We start from the raw sequence: 23,976 nt of genomic DNA on the forward strand, positions 1-23,976 counted from the left end.
ATCATGGCCCCCGTGACGTCGCGCCGCTGCCCCGCCTGGGTCCCCCTTGCCGTCCTGCTCCTCACGGTCGGCCAGCTCGCGGTCGCGGAGTGGGTGCCGGGGATCGACCGGTTCGCCGACAAGGCGTTCGGGGCGCGGCTGGTCGCCTACCCGCTGCTGATGCTGCTCGCGCCGGCGCTGTGGTGGCTGCTCGTCGGCCGCCGCGACCGCTTCGCGCCGCCGCCGTACGGCGCCTTCACGCTCGTCGCCCTGCCGTTCCTCGTCGACGTGACCGGCAACAGCCTCGACCTCTACGACGCGGTCGTGTGGTGGGACGACCTCAACCACTTCGCCAACTGGCTGCTGCTGTGCGCCGGCATCGGGCTGCTGGTCTGCCGCACGGTGCAGCCGGGCTGGGCCGTCGTGCTGCTCGTGACCGGGCTCGGCGCGGCGCTCGCCATCGGGTGGGAGCTCGGCGAGTGGTTCACCTTCATCCGGCACGGGACGGAGCTGGACACCGCCTACGAGGACACGCTCGGCGACGAGGCCCTCGGCACGCTCGGAGCGCTGGTCGCCGGCTTCGCCGTACGGCGGTCGCTGAGGGGCTCAGTGCTGCGTGCGTGACGGGGTCGCCACGACCACCACGTTGCTGAGGTAACGGGTGCCGTCCCAGTCCTCGCAGGTGATGAGGACCAGGCGTCCGACGACGTCCTGGCTGAAGAGCCGCTCGGCCTGCCGGGCGATGGTGCCCTTGGCGTAGACGTGGACCGAGCGCACGCCGTAGCGGATCCAGCCGTGGTCGGTGCGCACCGAGACGCGATCGCCGTGGCGCATCGTCTCGAGGTCGTCGAGCGCGCCACCGCCGGTGTGGACGGTGTGGCCGGTGACCAGGGCGCTGCCACGGGCCGCGCCCGGACGCGCGCCGTCGGCCCACCAGCCGAGAACCTGCGGGTCACTGGGCGGGGTGAGCGTCCCCCCGGGCGCCTTCACCGGGACGACCGGAGCACGCACCCCGAGTCGCGGGATGACCACGCGTCGCGGGGCCCCGGGCACCCAGCGCGCACGGGTCGCCTCCGCGACCGGAGCGACCGACGCACTCGCCGACGGGGGCTGCCCCGGTCCGGCGGACTTGGCCGGCGGGGCCTGGCCGTACCAGGCGAACCCGGCCCCCACCACGAGGAGGAGGCCGAGCACGCCGAGCACGGCCGGGCCCCAGGGGCGCCGGCCGCGCTCGGCGGTGCTGTCAGAGCGAGTCGTCACGCGCGGGTGGAACCCAGGCGACGACGCGCGGCGAACGCGATCAGGGCGAGGCCGAACGCCACCCCGATGAGCGGCAGCGGCGAGCGCATCCAGTCGGCGAAGGTGCGGGGGCCGGACTCACCGGCGTCGACCGAGGTCGGAACGCCCTGCGACGCCTGGGTGCCCGCGACCTGGGTGTCGTCGCTCGAGGTCTGCTGGCCGGTCGAGGCCTGGACGCCGAGGACCTCGAGGTCGTCGCCGGAACCGCCGTTGCCCTCGGTCTCGGTGCCGGTGTCACCGGTGTCACCCGTGGTGCCGCCGGTGGTGCCGCCGGTCGTGCCGCCGGTGTCACCCGTGTCGCCGGTGTCGGTGTCGTCCTCGCAGGGCGCGACCCAGAAGACCTTGGTCTTGGTGTCGTTGCCCTTCGACTTCGGCGTCGCGACGGTGAGCTTCACGTGGAAGCCCTGCTTCGGGTGCGGCTCGCCGTCGAAGGACAGCGTGTAGGTCTCGGTGCCGTCCAGGCCCGAGTCGGTGCCGGCGCCGGACGCCGGGTCGCCGCCCACGAAGACGCTGGAGGGGCCGTCGACGGTGAGGCCGACGTCCTTGGTGGGCGCCTGCATGGCGAAGCTCACCTGGGAGACGATGTCGGCGCCCTCGTCGTAGCCGTACCACTCGACCTGGAAGGTGCAGCCCGGGTGCGGGGAGTTCTGCGGGATGCCGTCCATCTCGCCGAGGGGCGCGATCTTCACGGTGCCGTTGTTGCCGGCCGGGTCGCCGTGGTCGCCCTTCGGACCCTTGGGACCCTTGGGACCCTTCGGGCCCTTGTCGCCCCCGTTGCCCTGGTCGCCGTGGTGGCCGTTGTTGCTCTTGTCGCCGTGGTGACCGTTGTTGCTCTTGCCGTCCGAGTTGTCGCCCGAGGTGTCGCCCGAGGTGTCGCCGGACTTGTCGTGACCGTGGCCGTGCTGGCCCTGGGTCTGGGTCTGACCGGAGGTGTCATCGGCCTGTGCCGGGAGCGCCGCGGCGCCCCACGACGCGGCCACGAGGGCGGCGGTGGCGGCGAGGGATCGTCGAAGGGTGACGGGTCGAGACATCGTGGGGCTCCAGGTTTCTGCCAGCGGTGGCTGGCCGGTGAGATCTGAGTCGGACGGTGTTCGCATCCCGGAGAGGTCTCGGGGAGCTCGTCCGGTGGATGGGTAGTCCCCGGGTGCACTCGGGTTGAAACACCGAGTTACGAAATAAGTCCGAACGGACAGGTGCATGTGAGGCAGCCCACTGTCAGACTGGGTGCGGACCCTCCCCGGTCTAGACAAGCCCCGCCTCGGAACGGAGCCCTCCATGACCCCGCGACTCGCCCCCGCGATCGCCCTGCTCGCCTCACTGCTCGCCGCGATCGGCACGACGCTGGCCGCCGCCCCCGCCCCCGCCTCGGCCTCGATCTGGCGGGTGCCCGCGCCCCACACGGCGATCGACCCCCTCCTCCACCTCACGGAGTACGAGAACCGGATCGCCTTCAAGATCAACCAGCACCGGAAGGCAGCGGGCCTGGCCAAGGTGCGCTACTTCGGGTCCTGCATCGACGGCTACGCCGAGCGCTGGTCGCGGCACCTGGCGCTCACCGGCGCGTTCGAGCACCGCGACCAGATGAAGATCCTCAACGGCTGCGACCTGACGTGGGTCGGCGAGACGCTGGTCCGCGGCACCGGGATCACGCCGGGCGACGTGGTGAAGGCGTGGTTGCACTCCCCCGAGCACCGCGCCGTGATCATGAAGCCCCGGGCCAACCGCGCCGGGATCGGCGTCCGGATCGACCCCCAGGGCCGCTTCGTCGGGGTGCTCAACTTCGGCGACATGAACTGACCAACCCGACATCCGGCTCGAAATCCGGGCGTCCCGCGGGCATCCGGTGTGAGAGGGTGCTGCCTCCCCACCCACCCGACCCGGAGGTCCCGTGATGCTGCACGTCGCCATCGCGACGCGCGCGTTCCGGCGCTACTCGACCTACCGGGCCGCGACCGTGTCGGGCATCTTCACCAACTCGGTCTTCGGGGTCATCTACTCCTACGCCTACCTCGCCCTGTGGGCGCAGCGCCCGCACGCGGGCGGGTACGACGCCACGGACGCCGTGACCTATGTCTGGATCGGCCAGGCGCTGCTGATGACGGTGGCGCTGTGGGGCGGCGGCACGACCGACGAGCTCGCCGAGCGGATCCGCACCGGAGACGTCGCGGTCGACCTCTACCGCCCGGTCGGCCTGCTGGGGTGGTACCTCGCCGGCGACCTCGGCCGCGCGGCGTACCACTTCCTGACCCGGGGCCTCGGGCCGACGGTGATCGGCCTGGTCGTGTTCCACATCCGGCTCCCCGGCACGCCCGCGGCGGCCCTGGGGTTCGTCGCCAGCCTGGTCCTCGCCGTGATGACGAGCTTCGCGATCCGCTTCCTCGTCGCCTCCTCCGCGTTCTGGCTGCTCGACCAGTCGGGGGTCAAGATGCTGTCCGGCGTCTGCGCGATCTTCTTCACCGGCATGGCGCTGCCCCTCGTGATCTTCCCCGAGCCGCTGCGCTCGATCGCGCTCGCGCTGCCGTGGGCGTCCTACCTCCAGACGCCGGCCGACATCTGGCTCGGCAAGGACGCCGGGTCGGACCTCCTGACCGCGCTCGGCGTCCAGGTCCTCTGGCTGGTCGTGCTGTTCGCCTGCTGCCGTGCGGTGCTCGCGGCCGCCACCCGCAAGGTGGTGGTCCAGGGTGGGTGATCTCTCCGTGCTCGGGGCGGCGGCCGACTACCGACGGATCGCCGCGATGTGGGTGCGCTCGGCGCTGGCCTACCGGGGCTCGTTCGTGACGATGACGATCAGCAGCTTCCTGATGACGTTCCTCGACTTCGTCGCGATCGGGCTGATGTTCCACGTCATCGACCGGCTCGCGGGCTTCGAGCTCTGGCAGGTCGCACTGCTCTACGGCGCCTCGGGGATCGGCATCGGCATCGCGGACATGGTCATCGGCAGCGTGGAGCTGATCGGCCAGCACATCCGGATGGGCACGCTCGACGCCATGCTGGTGCGCCCCGTGCCGCTGCTGGTGCAGGTGTGTGCCGACCGGTTTGCCCTCCGCCGGTTGGGCCGGATCAGCCAGACCGCCATCGTGTTCGGCTACGGCGCCTGGCACGTCGACTGGGACCTCGCCAAGGTCGCGGTCGCCGTCCTCATGTGCGCCGGCGCGGTCGCGATCTTCTTCGCCCTGTTCGTGGGGGTCTCCTGCGTGCAGTTCTGGACCCACGACGCCTCCGAGATCGCCAACGCGTTCACCTACGGCGGCAACACGATGACCCAGTACCCGCTCACGATCTTCCCGACCGAGGTCGCCAAGTCGCTGACCTTCGTCATCCCGGTGGCCTTCACCAACTGGTACTCCTGCCTCTACCTGCTGGACCGCCCCGACCCCTTCGGCGCCCCCGCCTGGTTCGCCCTGCTGCCGCTGCCGGTGGGTGCGCTCATGGTCGGCCTGGCCCTGCTGGTCTGGCGCGCCGGCGTCCGCACCTACACCTCGACCGGGAGCTGACCGTGACCACACCGCTCATCGACGTCCGCGACCTCGAGCGCACCTTCGTCGTACGCCGCAAGGAGGGCCGCCTGCGCCGGCGGGCCGAGACGGTCCACGCCGTCCGCGACCTGACCTTCAGCATCGACGCCGGCGAGATGGTCGGCTACATCGGGCCCAACGGCGCCGGGAAGTCCACGACGATCAAGATGCTCACCGGCATCCTCGTGCCGACGTCGGGACACCTGCGCGTCGCGGGGCTCGAGCCGCAGAAGCACCGCGTGGAGCTGGCCCGGCGGATCGGCGTGGTCTTCGGCCAGCGCACCACGCTGTGGTGGGACCTGCCCCTGCGCGACTCCTTCGACCTGCTCCAGAAGATCTACCGCACCGACCCGGCCCGGCACCGCGCGAACCTGGCGGAGTTCGTCGAGCTGCTCGACCTCGCCGACCTGCTGGACACGCCGGTCCGCCAGCTCAGCCTGGGCCAGCGGATGCGCGGCGACATCGTGGCGGCGCTGCTCCACGACCCCGAGATCCTCTACCTCGACGAGCCCACGATCGGCCTGGACGTGATCAGCAAGGGGCGGCTCCGGGAGTTCCTGCGGACCCTCAACGCCCGCCGCGGCACGACCCTGCTGCTGACGACCCACGACCTCCAGGACATCGAGGCGCTGTGCGACCGGGTCGTCGTCATCGACCACGGCACCGCCGTCTTCGACGGCCCGCTGGCCGATCTGCACCGGCAGGGCGGCTCGACGCGGACGCTCGTGGTCGACCTCGTCGACGAGGCGCCGCCGATCGAGGTCCCCGGTGCGGTGACGCGGCGCGTCGAGGGACCCCGGCAGTGGCTGGCGTTCCCGAGCGACGCGAGCGCGGCGCCGGTCGTCGCGGCCGTGGCGGCGTCGTACGACGTCGCGGACCTGTCCATCCAGGAGCCCGACATCGAGGACGTCATCCGCGAGCTCTACAGCCGCTGAGCGCTACAGCGGCGCGCGCAGGGTGGCCCGGATCCCGACGAGGTCCCCGCCGACGTCGACCCGGAAGCCGCCGGCGGCGAGCCAGTCCGCGGTGACCGGCTCGTCGCGGCGGAGGTAGGCCAGCCCGACGCACGCGCCGACCGTCTCGCCCCAGGCGGCGCTGGTCACCTGGCCGACGGGTCGACCGTCGAGCAGCACCAGCTCGCCACCCCACAGCATCGGCTCGGGGTCTTCGACCACGAAGGACACGAGCCGACGCCGGGGGCCGGGAGCGCGCAGGGCCTCCCGGTGCTCGGTCAGGGCGGACCGGCCGAGGAAGTCCTTGTCGCCCCCGACCGCGGTGGCGAACACCAGGCCCGCCTCGACCGGTCCGAAGTCGGGGGTGAGCTCGCGTCCGAAGGCGCGGTAGCCCTTCTCCAGGCGCAGCGACTCGATCGTGTAGTAGCCGGCGTCGGTGACGTCGGCCGCCCGCAGCAGGTCGTAGACCCCCGTGGTCAGCTCCATGGGGACGAGCAGCTCCCAGCCGAGCTCGCCGACATAGGTCATCCGGGTCGCGCGCACGGTCGCGTGGCCGAGGAAGACCTCGCGGCTGGTGGCGAAGGGGAACGCCTCCTCCCCCAGGTCGGTGTCGGTGAGGGCCTGGAGCACCTCCCGCGACCGCGGTCCCATCACGCCGAGCACGGCGTGGGCCGACGTCACGTCGCGGACCGTGGCGGTCACGCCGTCGGGCCGGTGCCGCTCGAGCCAGTCGAGGTCGCGGACGGTGGTGGCCGAGCTGCTCACGAGCAGGAACTCCTCGGCACCGACCCGGGTCACGGTCAGGTCGGCCTCATAGGTGCCGCGCGCGTTGAGCCAGGGCGTGTAGACGACCCGGCCCGGCTCGACGTCGACGTCGTTGGCGCTGACCCACTGCAGCCAGGCGAGCGACCCGGGTCCCGTGACGACGTACTTGCTGAAGGAGGTCTGGTCGAAGACCGCGACGTCCTGCCGGGTGGCGCGTTGCTCGGCCGCGGACCACGGCAGCCAGGACTGCTTGCCCCAGGCGTAGTCGAGACGCGCCTCGGCCGGGCCCGGGGCGAAGACGTTGGGACGCTCCCAACCCATCCGGGACCCGAACACCGCACCCCGCGCCGCCAGCCGGTCGTGCACGGGTGAGCAGCGGAACGGGCGGGCGGTCTCGAGCTCGCGGTTGGGCCAGGGCACCGCGTAGTGCAGGCCGAGGACCTCCGCGACCCGGTCGCGCAGCCAGCGGTTGTTGGCGTTGAACGGCGCGAAGCGGCGTACGTCGACCCCGACGAGGTCGGTCGTGGCCTCGCCCTCGACGATCCACTCGGCGAGCGCACGCCCCGCACCGCCGGCGGAGGCGATGCCGACGGAGTTGAAGCCGGCGCCGACGAAGTGGCCGCGCAGCCCGGGGGTCTCCCCCAGCAGGAACTGGTTGTCGGGCGTGAACGACTCGGGACCGTTGTAGAACTTGCGGATCCCGGTCTCGGCCAGCGCCGGGATCCGGACGAGCGCCTCGTCCATCAGCACCGAGAAGTGCTCCCAGTCCTCCTCGAGCAGCTGGAACTCGAAGGGGTGCGGGATGGTGTCGGGCGAGCGCCACGGCTTGGCCTCGGGCTCGAAGCCGCCGACCACCAGGCCGCCGACCTCCTCCTTGAAGTAGGTGTAGCCGTCGGGGTCGCGCATGATCGGCAGGTCCGGGTGGACGCCCTCGATCGCCTCGGTCACGACGTAGAAGTGCTCGGCGGAGTGCAGCGGGACCGTCACCCCCGCCAGGTCGCCGAGGGCCTTGGACCACTGGCCGGCGCAGGTGACCACGACCTCCGCCTCGATGTCGCCCCGGTCCGTCCGCACCCCGGTGACCCGACGCCCCGCGCCCGACCCGGTGACGGTGTAGCCGGTCACCCGCACCCGCTCGACGACCCGGGCGCCGCCCTGTCGCGCCCCCTTCGCCAGCGACTGGGTGAGGTCGGTCGGGTTCACCTTGCCGTCCCCCGGCAGCCAGATCGCGCCGAGCAGGTCGTCGACCGCCATCACCGGCCAGACGTCCCGGGCCTGCGCGGGCGTGAGCAGCTCGCACTCCATGTCGTACGCCGCGGCGTTGGCCGCCGTGCGCCGCAGCTGCACCATGCGGTCCTCGGTGCGCGCGACGATCACGCCGCCGACGTTGCGGTAGCCCGTCGCGAGCCCGGTCTCGGCCTCGAGCCGGGCGTAGAGCTCGGCGGAGTACTGCACGAGCCGGGTCCCGCTCTCGGAGGCGCGCAGCGGCCCGACCAGGCCGGCGGCGTGCCAGGTGGTGCCGCACGAGAGCGTGCCCTGCTCCAGCAGCAGCACGTCGGTCCAGCCCAGCTTCGTCAGGTGGTAGGCCACCGACGTGCCGATCACGCCGCCGCCGACGACCACGACCCGGGCGCGGGCGGGGAGGTCAGTCGTCACGCACGGCCTCCTCGATCAGCCGGTCCAGGCGCGGGCTCGTGAAGGTCGTCGCGGCCCGGTCGAAGCGCTCCTGCCCCCACGCGAAGAAGTCGTGGTCGATCTCGCTGGCCGCGGCCTGGATGGCGCCCCACAGCGACCAGCCGTACTGGCTGCACAGCGCCTGGAGGTGCACCCGCGCCAGCCGGTGCCGCGACGGCTCGCCGAAGTAGGCCGTCGTGAGCTCCTCGACCTGGTCGTCGTCGAGCTCGCACTCGTTGGCGGTGTTGCCGAGCTCGAAGCAGCAGTCGTTGTTGCCGGAGTACTCGTAGTCGATCAGCCACAGCCGCTCGCCGTCGTCCACGAAGTTGCCGGCGAGCAGGTCGTTGTTGCACGGGACCGTCGCCCCGGCCCGCACGGACAGGGCCGCCTGCACCCGGGCGAAGTCCGCCGCGTGGTCGACGTACCCCTCGAAGAGGCGGTAGCCCTGCTCGCGGACGGTGTGCAGATAGCCGGCCTGGCGCGCGAACATGTCGAAGTCGTTGACGAAGCGCGGCCCGTCGTGGAGCCGCCGGATCGCCCGACCCACCCGGGTCACGACGCCGGGGCGGGCGAACGTCGCGTTCTCGTAGGTCTCCCCCGGGATGTAGTCGATGACCAGGGCCCCGAGCTCGGGCAGGTAGTCCACCACGCCGGCGCCCACCCCCGCCGCCGCGGCCGCGAGCGTGTTGGCGTGCTCGGCGTCGCGGTCGATCCCGAGCAGGTCCGGGTCGCCTCGGAAGAGCCGGACCACGACGTCACGCTCCGGGGTGGTGACGTGCAGGTTGTGGTTGGTCAGCCCGCCGTGCAGCTCGACGACGGTGCGCGGGAGGCCCTGCAGGACCGGGATCCGGTCCAGCAGGGCCTCCACGCCAACCCCGGCCGTCACGCGTCAGCTGTCGAACGCCTCGAGCACGGCCTCGTCGATCGTGTGCTTCGGTCCGGTGAACCAGTTCTTCGCCGAGACGTTCCACCAGATCACCAGGAGCAGCAGGGCTCCGAGCGTGACGATGGGCGCGTAGTTCACGAACTTCCACGCGAACTCGTCGCGGAACGGGTTGGCCGCCGGCGTGGACGGCAGCATCAGGTAGACCGACACGATGAGGATCTCGGCCACAGCGATCGGGTTCATCCACTTGTACTTCGAGCCGTTGTTCCAGGAGCCGACGTCAAACTTGTCGCCGTGGCGGAAGCGCAGCCAGATCGGGATCGCGAAGGCCAGGTAGAGGCCGATGACCGCGATCGAGGTGACGGCGTAGAACGCCAGAGGGACCGGAACGCCGCCCACGTCGACCTTGATCAGGGCCGGCAGCGTCAGTACGGCGGAGGCGACGCCGACCAGCATCACCGCGTTGGCCGGCACCCGGTTGGGCGAGAGCTGCTTCCACAGCCCCGAGCCCGGCACGGCGCCGTCACGGCTGAATGCGTAGGTCATCCGCGACGCCGAGGTCATGCACGACGTGGCGCAGAAGAACTGCGCGGACGCCGAGATGAACAGCACGAAGGTCGCCCAGTTCGTGCCGAGCGACTGCACGAAGATCCCGGCGACGCCCGCTCCTGCCAGTGCGTTGTCGGGGTTGCCGTTGGCGTCGTTCGGGATCGCGAACACCACGCACAGCAGCAGGACGTAGCCACCGAGGACCGAGTAGAGGATCGAGCGCCAGATCCCCTGGGCTGCCGCCTTGGACGCGGACGCGGTCTCCTCCGAGAGGTGGGCTGAGGCGTCGAACCCGGTGATGGTGTACTGCGTGAGGAGGAAGCCGAACGGCACGATCGCGAACCAGAAGCCCACGTTGCTGGTGCTGCCCCCGCCGTAGCCGGAGTTGTTGAAGCGTTCCGTGAAGACGTAGCTGAAGCTCTGGTGCTGGTCGGGGACCAGGATCAGGATCAGCACGATGGTTGCCGCGCCGGCTACGTGCCACCACACGGACACGTTGTTCATGAGCGCCATCAGGTGACTGCTGAAGATGTTGAGCAGCGCTGCGAGGAACAGCACGACCACGAAGATGATGAACACCCGCGTCAGCGAGTAGTGGCCCGCGAACGACGTGGAGTAGGTGCTGATCGTCAGGTCGATGAACGTCGCGCAGCCGTAGGCCACGCCCGCGGTCACCGCGACCAGCCCGATCAGGTTGAGCCAGCCCGTGAAGAAGCCGGCGGCAGGGCCGCCGAGCTTGGAGGCCCACCAGTAGATGCCGCCCGAGGTCGGGTAGGCCGACACGAGCTCGGACATCGTGAAGCCGATGATCAGGATGAACAGGCCGAGGATCGGCCACGACCACGAGATCGAGATCGGGCCGCCGTTGTTGAAGCCGGCGCCGAAGTTGGTGAAGCAGCCGGCGAGGATCGAGATGATCGAGAACGAGATGGCGAAGTTGGAGAACCCCGACCAGGAGCGGTTGAGGTCCTGCTTGTACCCGAGCCTGGCGAGGTGGCGCTCATCGTCGGACAGGTGTGCTTCGTGAGGGGGGATGGGCTCGTGTGCTTCAGGCATGTCGGCACTCTCCGGGGTCCGTGAGTCGGATGTTGGGAGGCTAGACCCGAGCAGATCGGACAGTCCAGAGGTTGACGAAAAATTGGTATGAACTCAGACCAATTGCCGATTGACAGTGACGTACCCCGAATCGAGGATGAACCCCATGACCGCTTCCCCGGCGCACGACCTCACGCAGGCGGTGCTCCGGCCGGTGCGCGGCCACCACGCGTTCGAGGCCTGCGTCGAGCAGCTGGCCACGACGATCCGGCTCGGCGTCTACCCGTTGGGCTCGACCCTGCCGTCCGAACGCGAGCTCGCGGTGCGTCTCGGGGTCTCCCGGGCCACCCTGCGCGAGGCGATGGCGGCCCTGCGGGAGGCCGGACTGGTCGAGACCAGGCGCGGCCGCGGCGGCGGCACGGTGGTCACGCTCAAGCCGCGGACACCCTCGGCCCGGGCGGCCGCACGCACCACGGCCGGCAAGCGCCAGGACTGGCTCGACGCCCTCGACTTCCGACGCATCGTCGAGCCCGGAGCCGCACACCTGGCCGCGGCCACGCGGCCCACCGGCGATCGACGTACGCAGCTGGAGGAGGCGCACGCCGCCGTCGTGGCGGCCCGCAAGCCCGCGGCGCACCGCCAGGCCGACTCGCGCTTCCACCTGACCATCGCCGCGCTCACGGGGTCGCCGCGCGTCATCGAGTCGGTGACCTCGGTGCAGTCGACGCTGCACGAGATGCTGCTCGCCATCCCGGTGCTCGAGCAGAACATCAACCACTCCGACCGCCAGCACGCCGCCCTGGTGCGGGCCATCCTCGACGGGAAGGCCGACCGGGCGCGCGTGGTCATGGAGGAACACTGCGACGACACCGCCGCGCTCCTGCGCGGACTGGTGGGTTGACCCGACACCCAGGAGATCGCCTTGTCCACTCGCAACGACCGCCACCTGACCATGGACGACCTCGTGGCGCGCATCGAGGACGGCACGATCGACACGGTCGTCGTCGCCTTCACCGACATGCAGGGCCGGCTGCAGGGCAAGCGCCTGCACGGGCACTACTTCGCCGACCACGTGTGGGACGGCGGCAAGGGCCACGGCACCGAGGGCTGCAACTACCTGCTGGCCGTGGACGTCGACATGAACACCGTCGACGGCTACACCATCTCGTCGTGGGACAAGGGCTACGGCGACATGGAGTTCGTCATGGACGAGGAGACGATCCGGCTCGTCACCTGGCATCCCGCCACGGCGATGATCCAGTGCGACCTGGTCTGGCCCGACCACACCCCGGTGGTGCAGTCGCCACGCGCCATCCTGCAGCGCCAGCTCGACCGGGTCGCCGCGCACGGCTGGACCGCGCTGTCGGGCACGGAGCTGGAGTTCATCGCCTTCGACACGACGTACGAGCAGGCGAAGCTCGACGGCTACCGGGGCCTGGTGCCGGTCAACCAGTACAACGTCGACTACTCGATCCTGGGCACCTCACGGGTCGAGCCGCTCCTGCGCGACATCCGCAACCACATGTACGCCGCCGGCCTCGAGGTCGAGGGCGCCAAGGGCGAGTGCAACTTCGGCCAGCACGAGGTCGGGTTCCTCTACGCCGAGGCGATGACGACCGCCGACAACCACGCCGTCTACAAGACCGCCGCGAAGGAGATCGCCGCCCAGCAGGGCAAGGCGATCACGTTCATGGCGAAGTACGACCAGCGCGAGGGCAACTCCTGCCACATCCACCTGTCCCTGCGCGGCGCCGACGGCGACCTGGTGTTCTGGAAGGACGGCGCCCGCACCCCGCTCTACGACCACTTCGTGGCCGGGGTGCTCGCGACGGCGGCCGACTTCACCCTGCTCTACGCCCCGAACATCAACTCCTACAAGCGCTTCGCCGACGGCTCCTTCGCGCCGACGACGATCGCGTGGGGGCTCGACAACCGGACCTGCGCCGTGCGCCTGGTGGGTCACGGTGCAGGTGCCCGGATGGAGAACCGCATCCCGGGCGCCGACGTGAACCCCTACCTCGCGCTGGCGGCCATGCTCGCCGGCGGGCTGCACGGGATCGAGAACGAGCTGCCCCTCGAGGACGAGCTGGTCGGCAACGCCTACACCTCGGGCCGCGACAAGGTGCCCTCGACGATGGCCGCCGCACGGGAGGTGTTCGCCACGTCGGCGGTCGCGAGGGCGGCCCTGGGTGACGAGGTCGTCGACCACTACGTGAACATGGCGGACGTGGAGCTCGCGGCCTACCGGGCGGCCGTCACCGACTGGGAGCTCCACCGCGGATTCGAGAGGCTCTGATGGTTTCGACAGGCTCCACCACCGAGGTCTACACCGTCATCAACCCGGCAACGGCCCGGGCCGTCACCGACGTACCGCTGGCCTCGGTCGAGCAGACGGACGTCGCGATCGAGCGTGCCCACGAGGCGTTCGTGTCCTGGCGCGCCGTCGCCCCCGGCGAGCGGGCCGCGCTGCTGCGGCGGTTCGCGTCCGTCGTCGACGACCACGTCGAGGAGCTGGCCGAGCTCGAGGTGCGCAACGCCGGCCACACCTGGGGCAACGCGCGCTGGGAGGCCGGCAACGTCCGCGACTGCCTCAACTACTACTCCGGCGCGCCGGAGCGGCTCTTCGGACGCCAGATCCCGGTCGCCGGCGGCACCGACGTGACCTTCCACGAGCCGATCGGCGTCGTGGGCATCATCGTCCCCTGGAACTTCCCCATGCCGATCGCCGGCTGGGGCTTCGCCCCGGCGCTGGCCGCCGGCAACACCGTGGTCCTGAAGCCGGCCGAGCTCACGCCGCTCACCGCGATCCGGCTCGGCGAGCTCGCCCTCGAGGCCGGCCTCCCCGAGCATGTCCTCACGATCATCCCCGGCCACGGCTCCGTGGTCGGCGAGCGCTTCGTGACGCACCCGCTGGTCCGCAAGGTCTGCTTCACCGGCTCCACCGAGGTCGGCAAGAAGGTGATGGCCGGCTGCGCCGACCAGGTCAAGCGAGTGACCCTCGAGCTCGGCGGCAAGAGCAGCAACATCGTCTTCGCCGACGCCGACATCGACGCGGCGGCCGCCTCGGCGCCGTATGCCGTCTTCGACAACGCCGGCCAGGACTGCTGCGCGCGCTCGCGCATCCTCGTCGAGCGGTCGGCGTACGACGAGTTCCTCGCCAAGCTCGAGCCGGCGGTGCTCGGGATGCGGGTGCTCGACCCCGCGGACGAGTCGAGCGAGATGGGGCCGCTGATCTCGGCCAGGCAGCAGGGCGTCGTGCAGGGCTACCTCGACGAGGTCGACGTGGCCTTCGCCGGCGCGACGCCCGGCGGCGACGGCTTCTGGGTGCCGCCGAGCGTGGTGACGGTCGACGACCCGGCCGCGCGGATCTGGCGCGAGGAGGTCTTCGGCCCGGTGGTCGCGGTGATGCCGTTCGACACCGAGGCCGAGGCGGTGGAGCTGGCCAACGACTCGGAGTACGGCCTCTCGGGGTCGATCTTCACCAACGACCTCGGGCGCGGCCTGCGGGTGGCCCGCGGCGTGCAGTCGGGCAACCTCAGCGTCAACAGCCACTCGGCGGTCCGCTACTGGACGCCGTTCGGTGGCTACAAGCAGTCCGGCCTCGGCCGGGAGCTCGGTCCGGACGCCCCGATGGCGTTCACCGAGGAGAAGAACGTCTTCATCGCGCACTAGATCGCTCACCAGATCGCTCACCAGGGAGGAACACAGTGGCAGGACGTATCCAGGGCAAGGTCGCCGTCGTCACGGGAGGCTGCTCGGGGATCGGGTTGGCGACCGTGCAACGGTTCGTCGAGGAGGGTGCCCGGGTCGTCATCGGTGACATCGACGAGCAGCGCGGCCACGAGCTGGTCGGCCAGCTCGGCGGCAGCGACGTCGCGACCTTCGTGAAGGTCGACGTCACCTCCAAGGAGGAGGTCGACGCGCTCTTCCAGACCGCGAAGGACACCTACGGGTCGGTCGACATCGCCTTCAACAACGCCGGGATCAGCCCGCCGGAGGACGACTCGATCCTCGACACCGACCTGGACGCGTGGCGCCGGGTCCAGGAGGTCAACCTGACGAGCGTCTACCTGTGCTGCAAGGCGGCGCTGCCGCACATGCTGGAGCAGGGCAAGGGGTCGATCATCAACACCGCGTCGTTCGTCGCGGTGATGGGCGCGGCCACGTCGCAGATCTCCTACTCCGCGTCCAAGGGCGGCGTGCTGTCGATGTCGCGCGAGCTCGGCGTGCAGTTCGCGCGCGAGGGCGTGCGGGTCAACGCGCTGTGCCCGGGACCGGTCAACACACCGCTGCTGCAGGAGCTCTTCGCCAAGGACCCCGAGCGCGCGGCGCGGCGCCTCGTGCACGTGCCGATGGGCCGCTTCGCCGAGCCGCTGGAGATGGCGAACGCCGTGCTCTTCCTGGCCTCCGACGAGTCCAGCTTCATCACCGCCAACACCTTCCTCGTCGACGGCGGCATCTCCGGCGCCTACGTCACGCCGCTCTGAGGGGTGGGCATGGGGCTCCCCGTGATCGGCCTGACCACCTACCGCGAGGACGCGTCGTGGGGGGTGTGGCACCAGACCGCCGACCTGCTGCCGGCGCAGTATGCCCTGGCCGTCGAGGCGACGGGTGGCGTGCCGCTGCTGCTGCCTCCCGTGGCGACGCCCGACGCCGCCGCAGCGGTCGTCGCCCGGCTCGACGGGCTGGTGATCAGCGGCGGGGCCGACGTCGACCCCGAGCGGTACGGCGCGCCGCCGCACCCGCGGACCGCGGGCTGGCGGCCGGACCGCGACGCCTGGGAGACGGCGTTGCTCGACGCGGCCGACGCGCCGGGCCTCCCGGTCCTGGGGGTCTGCCGGGGCATGCAGCTGATGGCGGTGCACGCCGGTGGGGAGCTCGACCAGCACACGCCCGACCTGGTCGACCACGAGGAGCACTCCCCCGGCGGCGACGTGTTCGGGACCATCCCGGTCGCGACCGTCCCCGGCAGCCGCGTGGCCGGGCTCGTCGGGACGACGCTCGACGTGAGCTGCCACCACCACCAGTCGGTGCGCTCGCACCCGGGGTTCACGGCGTCCGCCCACGCGGCCGACGGCACCCTCGAGGCCATGGAGGCGCCGGGCGACCGCTTCTGCGTGGCGGTGCAGTGGCACCCCGAGACGGCCGCCGACGTGGGCCTGCTGGCGGGACTCGTCGAGGCCGCGGCCGCGCATGCCGAGCGCGGGACGAGCGCGTGACCCGTCCCCGCGAGCGGGTCCTGGTCAGCGCGCACCGCGCCGGGGCGGGCCTCCGGGTCGACCTGGAGAACAGCTCGACCGCCTTCGCGGCGGCCCTGGCCCTCGACGTCGACTTCGTGGAGTTCGACGTGCAACGCTGCGCCGACGGGGTCCTCGTGGTGGCGCACGACCCGACCTTCGTGCGTGACGGTGACGAGGTCGCCTTCACCGACGTGACCGCCGCGGAGGCGCGGGAGCACTCCCCGGGGCTGCTCACCTACGACGACGCCCTGGGCCTCCTCGCCGGCCGTCGCTCCGCACACATCGACCTCAAGGCCAGCGCCGCCCGTCCCGAGCAGGCTGTGGCCGCCACCGCGCTCGCGGTCGAGCGGCTCGGTCCCGACGGCTTCGTCGTCACCACCGGCAGCGACCGCGCCGTCCGGGCGATCCGCGACTGGGGCGACAGCCAGGGCCTGACCCTGCTCGTCGGCCTGTCGCTGGGCCGCAACACCCGCGGCCTGGCGGTGCGCGAGCGGGTCAGGATCCGCCGGTCCGAGCTCCTGCCCGGTCGCCGCCTCCGCCTCTCACGCGCCTCGGTCGTCGTCGCGCACCACTGGCTCGCGCGTCTCGGGGTCGCCCGCTTCGCCCGCCGGCGCGGCATCCCGCTGCTCGTGTGGACCGTCGACACCCCGCGCGCGCTCGGGCACTGGCTCCGGCCGGGCCGGGCCTGGCTGGTCACGACCAACCACCCCGAGCTGGCCCTGGCCATCCGCGCCGACGCCACCTACCGGAGGAGCAGCAGCCGGTAGGTGCCGAGGGACCCGTAGTCGGAGTAGCGACCGGGGGTCGTGGGCGAGCCGGTGCCGACGCCGTCGACGTACGCGACGTAGGTCGCGGGGGTGCGCGGGAGCGTGGCCGTCCAGGTGGCGCCCAGTCCGAGCGCCTTGAGGCGGGTGTCCCGGGTGGTCGGCGCATCGACGGTGGCCACCGTGTTCCCGGCGGCATCGGTGATCCGCAGCCCCACGTCGAGGTCGGCCTTGACCGCGAGGGTCGACGCGGTGAGCGTGACCGGGCCGGACGCGGTGAAGGTGAACGCGTCGACGTCGGTGCGCGTGGTGATCACCCCGTTGACGACGGTGCCCGGCACGAGGGGCGTGGCGGTCGCGGCGGTGTCGCCGTGGTCGTCGGGGCGGATCGGGGCGCTGCGGGCGATGATCGCGACGTCGTCCTGGGTGTTGTTCGCACCGGGGTACTCCCCCTGCGACCACTGGCTCACGGGCTGGGAGAAGCTCGAGCCCATGATCGGCGACCAGGGCGCGCGCCCGTCGTAGTAGGCCAGGGTCGCGGTGCCGTCGTGCATGAGCCCGAAGAGGTGCCCGGCCTCGTGGCTGATGCCCTCGCCGATGTCCTCGCCGGAGTAGGAGCCGAAGACGAACGCCGGCTGGGCGTAGTCCTTCGCGGCCCCCACCGCACCGAAGACGTTGCCGTAGGCCAGTCCCCCGCAGCGGCAGGCCGCCTGGAGCGGGCCGCCCTGCGTCACCAGCACCGTCGCGCCGTACGTCGGATCCGCGTCCGACGAGCGGTCCAGCGCGTCGGGGGCCGGCGTCCGCGTCGTCACGTTGACGTCGAACGGTGCGAAGTCCTCCGCCGTCACCTGCCACGCGCGCTGGATCTCGGCGAGCTCGGTGGGGCTGAAGTTGGTGTCGACCGGCGGCGTGATCGACCACGGCCGGGCGGTGATGGAGTCCAGCGCGAAGTCGGCGTTGAAGGCGGTGCCGGCGAACGTGCCGCCCGTGAACTTCAGGAACAGCGTGCGGGACGACCCCGGCCTGGAGTCGAGGGCGAAGGTGTCGCGCAGCGGGGCCGGGAGCGGCACGACGGCGGACTGGCCCAGAGCGCTGGGAGCCACTCCGGGCGGCGCCACCGCGTCGGTGAAGACCGTGAGGCCGGACCGGGTCGTCGCGGTGCCGGCCGACGAGACCACCGGGGCCAGGGGTGCGAGTGAGAGCACGGCAGCGACGAGCGCGGCCAGGCCGAGCCGGGAGGTGCGGTTTCCGAGAGTGTGCATGGCGGATGCGATTCCTTTCGCCGTTCCACGCGTTCCTCCCCCAACGGCACGCCGCACCCGGACCTGAGGAGTTTGCCGGCGGGTCTGGTCCACCTGCGCCGCGGGCGGGTTGACAGACTGTTGCCATGACGGAGACGACCGGCCCGCGGATCGACGAGGACGTCCTGGGGGCGCCGTACCTCGCCGAGGAGATCGAGCTCCCCGACGACGACGAGGGACCGGTCGTCGCGACGCTGGTCCGCCGCCCGGCCGACGAGCCCACCACCCGGGCCGTGCTGCACGTGCACGGCTTCGCGGACTACTTCTTCCACACCGAGCTCGCGGAGTGGTGGAACGCCCGCGGCTACGACTTCTACGCGCTCGACCTGCGCAAGTACGGCCGCTCGATCAGGCCCCACCAGACGCCGAACTTCACCCTCGACCTGCACGACTACTACCCCGAGCTCACCGAGGCCTGGCGCCGGATCACCGAGCGTGACGGGCACGACCACGTCGTCGGCTCGGCCCACTCCACCGGCGGGCTGATCCTGCCCCTGTGGCTCGACCACGAGCAGCCGCCCGAGCTCACCGGCGTGGTGCTCAACTCCCCGTGGCTCGACATGCAGGGCAGCGCCGCCCTGCGCGTGCTCGGCACCCCGGTCGTCAAGCAGGTCGGCGCCCGCCAGCCGCGGCGCGAGATCCGGCGCACGGTCACCGGCCTCTACACGCGCTCGCTGCACAGCGGGCACGAGGGCGAGTGGGACTTCAACCTCGACTGGAAACCCCTCCAGTCCTTCACCGTGTACGCCGGGTGGTTGCGCGCCATCCGCAACGGCCACGCCGAGGTGCACCGCGGCCTGTCCGTCGCCGCCCCCGTGCTGGTGCTCTCGTCGGGCGCCTCGTCGGTGCCCAACGAGATGAACGAGCAGGTGCACGGGACCGACATCGTGCTCGACGTGCGCCAGATCCGCCGCTGGTCGACCGCGATCGGCCCGCACGTCACCTACGTCGCGGTCGAGGGTGCCCGCCACGACGTCGTGCTGTCGCTCCCGGCGGTGCGCAAGGCGGCGTACGACGTCCTCGACCGGTGGCGCACGGCCTTCGTGGACTGACCGCCGGGATCAGAACGCCTCGCCGTCGAACCGTTCACGGGTGACGAACTCGCCCACCTCCTGGCGCGACAGCTTCGTCAGCTGCTTCACCGGCCTGCCCAGCGGCACCACCGCAGCCAGCGCGAACCGGTCGGGGATCCCGAGCAGCGCCTTGACCGCCGGCTCCTCCGCCACCGCCATCGTGGTGATGGTGCCGCCGAAGCCCTCGTTGCGCGCGGCGAGCAGGATGTTCCACACGAGCGGGTAGACCGAGGCGCCCGAGACCAGCCCGACCCGGTCGAGGTCCTGGTCGACGGCGGCCACGACGCCGAGGTCGACGCAGACGACGAGCACGGCCCCGGCGGTCAGCACCGGCTGCACGAAGGAATCGGGCACGCCGGTCGCGGCGATCTCCTCGGCCGAGGGACCCGGGGCCGAGAGGGGGTTCCACGGGCTCTCCCCCGCCTTCTTCTGCGCCATGTAGCGGCGCACCGCGGGCTTGTTGAGCTCCGCGAGCGCCTCCCGGGTCGCGGGGTCGCGGACCACGACGAGGTGCGCGCCCTGCCGGTTGCCGCCACTCGGGGCGAACCGGGCGTTGTCGAGGATCCGGCCGAGCACGTCGTCGGGCAGTGGGTCGCCGGTGAACTCCCGGACCGCGCTGGTCGTGCGCATCACGTCGTACAGCTCCATGACGGGCACGCTAGCGTTCCGGCCATGAACCCCGTGACCGGACTCTCGCTGGGCCGCGTGGCCATCGGCGCCCTCGCCCTCGGCAACCCGCAGCTCGCCGGGAAGCTCTTCCAGCTCGACGTCGAGGCCAACCCGCAGCTCGCGCTGATGTCGCGGCTCTTCGGCTCCCGCGAGATCGCCCTCGGCGCGCTGACGCTGCTCTCGCGCGGCAGGGCCCGCCGCGCGCTGGTCCTCGCCGGGATCGCCGTCGACGCGGCCGACGCCGCGGCGGGCTGGCTCGCCCTCCAGGACGGCACCGTCCCGAAGGTCACGGCCGCCGGGGTGACCGCACCGGCGATCGGCGCCGTCGCGGCGGGCCTGCAGGGACTGCGTCCGTCCTCCTGACGCCGGGGCCTCCCAGCCCTAGCATGGGAAGGGACGCGCCCACTGGGGACGCGTCCTCGAGGAGGTCCCCCATGACCGAACAACCTCCCACGCCCGCCCCGGGGTTCGACCCCGCGGCCGGCCCCTACTCCGGAGCCCGTGCGGCCACCCGCCCGGCAGAGCTGCTCGACCGGTTCCTCGCACGGCTCATCGACGGGATCCTGCTCGCGATCGTCAACGGCGTCATCGTCAGCGCGATCATCGTGGGCGCCGTGATGGGTGACAGTGGCGGCTTCTACGCCGCCTCGACCTGGGCCGCCGGTGCGGTCTCGGCCGTCATCAGCACCGTGATCTACCTCGGCTACTTCACCTACCTGGAGTCCAGCCGGGGGCAGACCGTCGGCAAGATGGTGATGAAGCTGCACACGCAGGGTCCCGGCGGTGGCAACCCGACGATGGAGCAGGCCCTGCGCCGCAACATCTGGATGGGTGCCGGCATCCTGGGGATCATCCCGTTCCTGGGGATCCTCGGCGGCCTGGCCGAGCTGGTCGCGGTCATCATGATCGCCGTCGGCATCAACAACGACACCGTCAACCGGCAGGCGTGGCACGACCACTTCGCCGGCGAGACCCGGGTCGTGAAGGAAGTCTGAGCCTCACCCGAGCAGGAACGACACGAGCGCCACGACGCCCACCACCACGATGAAGCCGCGCAGGACGGTGGTGGGCAGGCGGCGACCGACGGTCGCGCCGACCTGACCACCGATCACCGAGCCGACACCGATCAGCGCCACGACGCGCCAGTCGACGTCGGCGACGAGCGCGAAGAGCAGGCCCGCCACCCCGTTGACGATCGCGGCGAGGACGTTCTTGACGGCGTTGAGCCGTTGCAGCGCCTCGTCGAGCCCGATGCCCAGGATTGCCATCAGCAGCACGCCCTGGGCGGCGCCGAAGTAGCCGCCGTAGACGCCGGCCAGCGCGACGGCCGGCCACACCCACCAGGCGCCGTGCTCGGGCAGACCGCCGAGGGCGTCGTGCCGACGGGCGACCCACGCGGAGATCCGGGGCTGGAAGATGACGAGCACCAGCCCGAGCAGGATCAGCGCCGGCACGATCGCGGCGAAGGCGCCGTCGGGCAGCACGAGGAGCAGCAGGCCACCGACGAGCCCACCGAGGAGCGAGGCCAGCGCGAGCCGCAGGACCCGCGAGCGTTGGCCCCCGAGCTCGCGCCGGTAGCCCCAGGCCCCCGACACCGAGCCGGGCACCAGCCCGATCGTGTTGGAGACGTTGGCCGTCACCGGCGGGATGCCGAACGCGAGCAGGGTCGGGAACGTGATCAGCGTTCCCGACCCCACCACAGTGTTGATGGTGCCGGCCGCGAGCCCGGCGAGCAGGATCGCGACAGCGTCGTACGGCGTCACTGGGCGGGCGGCTCCGCACCCGTCTCCGGCTCGTCGCCGGCGGGCAGGTCGGCAGCGCGGCCCTTGCCCGGGTTGGCCGCGATCTCGGCCTCCTTGATGGCGGCCTCGACGGCGGCGGTTGTCTTGGACAGCTCGGAGTCGGCGGAGTCGAGCGCGGGCGTGTCGGTGCTGCCCATGTCGACGCGCGTCTTGGGGCCCTCGACCTGCTGCGGGATGCCCTGCAGGTTGCTCATGGTGGAGCCGAGGCCCTCGAGCGCCTTGCCGATCTCGCTGGGCACGATCCAGAGCTTGTTGGCGCCGCCCTCGGCGATCTTGGGCATCATCTGGAGGTACTGGTAGGCAAGCAGCGACTGGTCGGGGTTGCCGTCGTGGATGGCCTGGAAGACCGTCTGGATGGCCTGTCCCTCACCCTGCGCCCGCAGGATCGAGGACTCGCGGTCGGCCTGCGCGCGCAGGATCTGCGACTCGCGCGCACCCTCGGCGTTGAGGATCGAGGACTGCTTGGAGCCCTCGGCCGTGAGGATGGCGGCCTGCCGCTGGCCCTCGGCGGTGAGGATGACGGCGCGCTTCTCGCGGTCGGCGCGCATCTGCTTCTCCATCGAGTCCTTGATCGACGGCGGCGGGTCGATGCCCTTGAGCTCCACGCGGTTGACCCGGATGCCCCACTTGCCGGTGGCCTCGTCGAGGACCCCGCGCAGGCCGGAGTTGATCTGGTCGCGGCTGGTCAGCGTCTCCTCGAGGTCCATGCCACCGACGATGTTGCGCAGCGTGGTCATGGTCAGCTGCTCGATCGCCTGGATGTAGTTGGCGATCTCGTAGGTCGCGGCGATCGGGTCGGTGACCTGGAAGTAGATGACCGTGTCGATCGAGACGACGAGGTTGTCCTCGGTGATCACCGGCTGCGGCGGGAAGCTCACGACCTGCTCACGCAGGTCGATGAGGTAGCGCACCTTGTCGACGAACGGCACGACCACGTTGAGGCCGGCCGGCAGGGTCTGCTTGTACTTGCCGAAGCGCTCCACGATGCCGGCACGAGCCTGCGGGACGATGCGCACCGTCTTGGCGAGCATCACGATCAGGAACAGGAACACCAGCGCCAGGAGCACGAGAATGACGGGCATGGCACCTCCTCTGGAGTGGGCTCAGGACTCGAGCTTGGGAATCGGATGGACGTACGCCGTGGCGCCGCGGATCTGCAGCACCTCCACGGTCTCGCCAGGGGCGATGGTGAGGGTCTCGTCGTACGGTGCCGCACTCCAGATCTCCCCCGCGAGCTTGATCCGGCCGGGCTCGAGCGCGGTCACCAGCTCGGTGACGACGCCCTGCCGGCCGACCAGCTTGCCGTGGCCCAGCCGCAGCTCGGGACCACCGTGGAGCTTCTTGACCAGCTCGGGGCGCACCAGCGCCAGCATCGCCACCGCCGACGCGGCGGCGACGAGCATCTGCGCGACCACCGGTGCCGACAGCGCGGCGGTCAGCAGACCGGCGACGGCACCGACCGCGAGCATGATCAGGATCAGGTCGAGGCTGAACAGCTCGGCCAGCCCCAGCAGCACCGCCAGCGCTGCCCAGGTCTCCCACATGTGATCCCGGAACCACTCCATGCCACGACCCTATCCGCTGGGACCTCGCGGAACGGTCTGGATTCAGCCAGCGTGGCGGCTGCGCCGCCGGGCGGCCCAGCGACCGTCCTCGTGGCTGAGCGCCAGCGGCATCCCGAAGGTGGCCGACAGGTTGGCCTCGGTGACGACGTGGTCGAGCAGTCCGGACGCCACGACCCTGCCCTGGCGCAGCATCAGCGCGTGGGTGAAGCCCGGCGGGATCTCCTCGACGTGGTGCGAGACCAGCACGGTGGCCGGGCTGTCGGGGTCCATCGCCAGCACCGACAGGGTCGACACGAGGTCCTCGCGGCCGCCGAGGTCCAGGCCCGCGGCGGGCTCGTCGAGCAGCAGCAGCTCCGGGTCGGCCATCAGGGCCCGCGCGATCTGGACGCGCTTGCGCTCGCCCTCGCTCAGGGTGCCGAAGGTGCGGTCCTTGAGCCGGCCGGCGCGCACCTCCTCGAGGAGGTTGGTGGCACGGTCGTGGTCGAGGGTGTCGTACTGCTCGCGCCACCGCCCGACCACGCCGTACGACGCGGAGACCACCACGTCGTGGACGCGCTCGTGCCGCGGGATCCGCTCGGCGAGGGCCGCGCTGGTCAGCCCGATGCGCGGCCGGAGCTCGAAGACGTCGACGGTGCCGAGGACCTCCTCGAGGATGCCCGCGACCCCGGAGGTCGGGTGGATCTGTGCCGCAGCGAGCTGCAGCAGGGTGGTCTTGCCGGCCCCGTTGGGTCCGAGGATCACCCAGCGCTCGTCCTCCTCGACCGTCCAGTCGATCCCGTCGAGCAGGGTGGCCCCGCCCCGCTGGACCGTCACGTCGGCGAACTCGAGCACGGCGGTCATGGTCGTCACCCTATCCAGACGCGACCGCCGCCCCGTGCAGGGACGTGCGGGGTCGTGCGTAGCATCG

Annotated in this window: 25 protein-coding genes; 14 read left to right on the plus strand and 11 right to left on the minus strand. The window is 71.5% G+C overall.

All coding sequences use genetic code 11. The features are described from left to right. The first annotated feature begins 12 nt into the window (after positions 1-12). Positions 13-603 carry a hypothetical protein gene (locus EJF31_RS05555; protein ID WP_125036133.1) on the plus strand — a complete coding sequence of 197 codons (591 nt, stop codon included), beginning with the start codon at positions 13-15 and terminating at the stop codon, positions 601-603. Here EJF31_RS05555 and EJF31_RS05560 read toward each other — a convergent pair. Together EJF31_RS05560 and EJF31_RS05565 are read right to left on the minus strand one after the other, a co-directional pair. Continuing rightward, complete coding sequence (locus tag EJF31_RS05560; protein WP_260430647.1) at positions 586-1,239, minus strand: class F sortase; 654 nt, start codon at positions 1,237-1,239, stop codon at positions 586-588. The two genes, EJF31_RS05555 and EJF31_RS05560, sit on opposite strands and share 18 nt — an antisense overlap. After that, positions 1,236-2,309: a hypothetical protein gene (locus EJF31_RS05565; protein ID WP_125036134.1), complete on the minus strand. Its 1,074-nt coding sequence runs from the start codon at positions 2,307-2,309 to the stop codon at positions 1,236-1,238. Before EJF31_RS05565 ends, EJF31_RS05560 begins: the two co-directional genes overlap by 4 nt. A gap of 244 nt (positions 2,310-2,553) precedes the next feature. Between EJF31_RS05565 and EJF31_RS05570 the strand changes: the two genes are divergently transcribed. The 4 genes from EJF31_RS05570 to EJF31_RS05585 all read left to right on the plus strand — a co-directional run bounded on the left by EJF31_RS05570 (position 2,554) and on the right by EJF31_RS05585 (position 5,728). After that, the gene (locus EJF31_RS05570; RefSeq protein WP_125036135.1) at positions 2,554-3,075 is read left to right on the plus strand and encodes a CAP domain-containing protein; all 522 of its coding nucleotides are present in this window, start codon (positions 2,554-2,556) and stop codon (positions 3,073-3,075) included. Between the two features lie 94 nt (positions 3,076-3,169). Next, positions 3,170-3,967 (plus strand): ABC-2 family transporter protein, encoded by a 798-nt coding sequence (locus EJF31_RS05575; RefSeq protein WP_125037638.1) that lies wholly within the window; start codon positions 3,170-3,172, stop codon positions 3,965-3,967. Beyond that, on the plus strand, positions 3,960-4,772 hold the full coding sequence (locus EJF31_RS05580; protein ID WP_260430649.1) for an ABC transporter permease: 813 nt from the start codon (positions 3,960-3,962) through the stop codon (positions 4,770-4,772). The genes EJF31_RS05575 and EJF31_RS05580 overlap by 8 nt, the downstream gene beginning before the upstream one ends. 2 nt (positions 4,773-4,774) lie before the next feature. Continuing rightward, entirely contained in the window at positions 4,775-5,728 is a 954-nt protein-coding gene (locus EJF31_RS05585; RefSeq protein ID WP_125036136.1) for an ATP-binding cassette domain-containing protein, read from the plus strand. A gap of 3 nt (positions 5,729-5,731) precedes the next feature. On the opposite strand, the gene EJF31_RS05590 is transcribed toward EJF31_RS05585, so the two are convergent. From EJF31_RS05590 to EJF31_RS05600, 3 genes are read right to left on the minus strand one after another with little or no spacing between them, the layout of a single operon-like run. Beyond that, the gene (locus EJF31_RS05590; RefSeq protein WP_125036137.1) at positions 5,732-8,167 is read right to left on the minus strand and encodes an FAD-dependent oxidoreductase; all 2,436 of its coding nucleotides are present in this window, start codon (positions 8,165-8,167) and stop codon (positions 5,732-5,734) included. After that, a complete protein-coding gene (locus EJF31_RS05595; RefSeq protein WP_260430650.1) occupies positions 8,157-9,071 on the minus strand; it encodes a choline kinase family protein in 915 nt (304 codons plus the stop codon). Before EJF31_RS05595 ends, EJF31_RS05590 begins: the two co-directional genes overlap by 11 nt. A gap of 3 nt (positions 9,072-9,074) precedes the next feature. Continuing rightward, positions 9,075-10,676, minus strand: coding sequence for an amino acid permease (locus EJF31_RS05600; protein ID WP_125036138.1), 1,602 nt, complete (start codon positions 10,674-10,676; stop codon positions 9,075-9,077). 145 nt (positions 10,677-10,821) lie between these two features. On the opposite strand from EJF31_RS05600, the gene EJF31_RS05605 reads away from it, so the two are divergent. From EJF31_RS05605 to EJF31_RS05630, 6 genes are read left to right on the plus strand one after another with little or no spacing between them, the layout of a single operon-like run. Then, positions 10,822-11,556, plus strand: coding sequence for a FadR/GntR family transcriptional regulator (locus EJF31_RS05605; RefSeq protein WP_260430651.1), 735 nt, complete (start codon positions 10,822-10,824; stop codon positions 11,554-11,556). Between the two features lie 21 nt (positions 11,557-11,577). After that, complete coding sequence (locus tag EJF31_RS05610; protein ID WP_307718966.1) at positions 11,578-12,951, plus strand: glutamine synthetase family protein; 1,374 nt, start codon at positions 11,578-11,580, stop codon at positions 12,949-12,951. Then, on the plus strand, positions 12,951-14,327 hold the full coding sequence (locus EJF31_RS05615; protein ID WP_125036140.1) for an aldehyde dehydrogenase: 1,377 nt from the start codon (positions 12,951-12,953) through the stop codon (positions 14,325-14,327). The genes EJF31_RS05610 and EJF31_RS05615 overlap by 1 nt, the downstream gene beginning before the upstream one ends. A gap of 35 nt (positions 14,328-14,362) precedes the next feature. Continuing rightward, positions 14,363-15,142, plus strand: a complete 780-nt coding sequence (locus EJF31_RS05620) for a 3-oxoacyl-ACP reductase (RefSeq protein WP_125036141.1) — start codon at positions 14,363-14,365, stop codon at positions 15,140-15,142. A 9-nt stretch (positions 15,143-15,151) separates the two neighbouring features. After that, a complete protein-coding gene (locus EJF31_RS05625) occupies positions 15,152-15,874 on the plus strand; it encodes a gamma-glutamyl-gamma-aminobutyrate hydrolase family protein (protein WP_125036142.1) in 723 nt (240 codons plus the stop codon). Then, positions 15,871-16,662: a glycerophosphodiester phosphodiesterase gene (locus EJF31_RS05630; RefSeq protein ID WP_185736151.1), complete on the plus strand. Its 792-nt coding sequence runs from the start codon at positions 15,871-15,873 to the stop codon at positions 16,660-16,662. The genes EJF31_RS05625 and EJF31_RS05630 overlap by 4 nt, the downstream gene beginning before the upstream one ends. Here the strand turns inward: EJF31_RS05630 and EJF31_RS05635 are convergent. Further along, a complete protein-coding gene (locus EJF31_RS05635; RefSeq protein ID WP_125036143.1) occupies positions 16,638-17,921 on the minus strand; it encodes a hypothetical protein in 1,284 nt (427 codons plus the stop codon). The two genes, EJF31_RS05630 and EJF31_RS05635, sit on opposite strands and share 25 nt — an antisense overlap. A gap of 125 nt (positions 17,922-18,046) precedes the next feature. On the opposite strand from EJF31_RS05635, the gene EJF31_RS05640 reads away from it, so the two are divergent. Next, complete coding sequence (locus EJF31_RS05640) at positions 18,047-19,012, plus strand: alpha/beta hydrolase (RefSeq protein ID WP_260430652.1); 966 nt, start codon at positions 18,047-18,049, stop codon at positions 19,010-19,012. A 9-nt stretch (positions 19,013-19,021) separates the two neighbouring features. Here the strand turns inward: EJF31_RS05640 and EJF31_RS05645 are convergent, their stop codons facing one another. Next, positions 19,022-19,681: a nitroreductase family protein gene (locus EJF31_RS05645; RefSeq protein ID WP_125036144.1), complete on the minus strand. Its 660-nt coding sequence runs from the start codon at positions 19,679-19,681 to the stop codon at positions 19,022-19,024. Positions 19,682-19,705: 24 nt separating this feature from the next. Between EJF31_RS05645 and EJF31_RS21770 the strand changes: the two genes are divergently transcribed. Next, positions 19,706-20,065 carry a DUF4267 domain-containing protein gene (locus EJF31_RS21770; protein WP_185736152.1) on the plus strand — a complete coding sequence of 120 codons (360 nt, stop codon included), beginning with the start codon at positions 19,706-19,708 and terminating at the stop codon, positions 20,063-20,065. A 71-nt stretch (positions 20,066-20,136) separates the two neighbouring features. Next, a complete protein-coding gene (locus EJF31_RS05655) occupies positions 20,137-20,697 on the plus strand; it encodes an RDD family protein (protein ID WP_125036145.1) in 561 nt (186 codons plus the stop codon). 3 nt (positions 20,698-20,700) lie between these two features. Here the strand turns inward: EJF31_RS05655 and EJF31_RS05660 are convergent, their stop codons facing one another. From EJF31_RS05660 to EJF31_RS05675, 4 genes are read right to left on the minus strand one after another with little or no spacing between them, the layout of a single operon-like run. Next, a complete protein-coding gene (locus EJF31_RS05660) occupies positions 20,701-21,465 on the minus strand; it encodes a sulfite exporter TauE/SafE family protein (RefSeq protein ID WP_125036146.1) in 765 nt (254 codons plus the stop codon). After that, positions 21,462-22,586: an SPFH domain-containing protein gene (locus EJF31_RS05665; RefSeq protein ID WP_125036147.1), complete on the minus strand. Its 1,125-nt coding sequence runs from the start codon at positions 22,584-22,586 to the stop codon at positions 21,462-21,464. The genes EJF31_RS05660 and EJF31_RS05665 overlap by 4 nt, the downstream gene beginning before the upstream one ends. Before the next feature lie 21 nt (positions 22,587-22,607). Then, complete coding sequence (locus tag EJF31_RS05670) at positions 22,608-23,069, minus strand: NfeD family protein (RefSeq protein WP_125036148.1); 462 nt, start codon at positions 23,067-23,069, stop codon at positions 22,608-22,610. Positions 23,070-23,111: 42 nt separating this feature from the next. Continuing rightward, the gene (locus EJF31_RS05675) at positions 23,112-23,909 is read right to left on the minus strand and encodes an ABC transporter ATP-binding protein (RefSeq protein ID WP_125036149.1); all 798 of its coding nucleotides are present in this window, start codon (positions 23,907-23,909) and stop codon (positions 23,112-23,114) included. Positions 23,910-23,976 lie beyond the last annotated feature (67 nt).

The organism is Nocardioides sp. LS1 (genome assembly GCF_003865225.1).
Taxonomy (GTDB): domain Bacteria; phylum Actinomycetota; class Actinomycetes; order Propionibacteriales; family Nocardioidaceae; genus Nocardioides; species Nocardioides ginsengisegetis.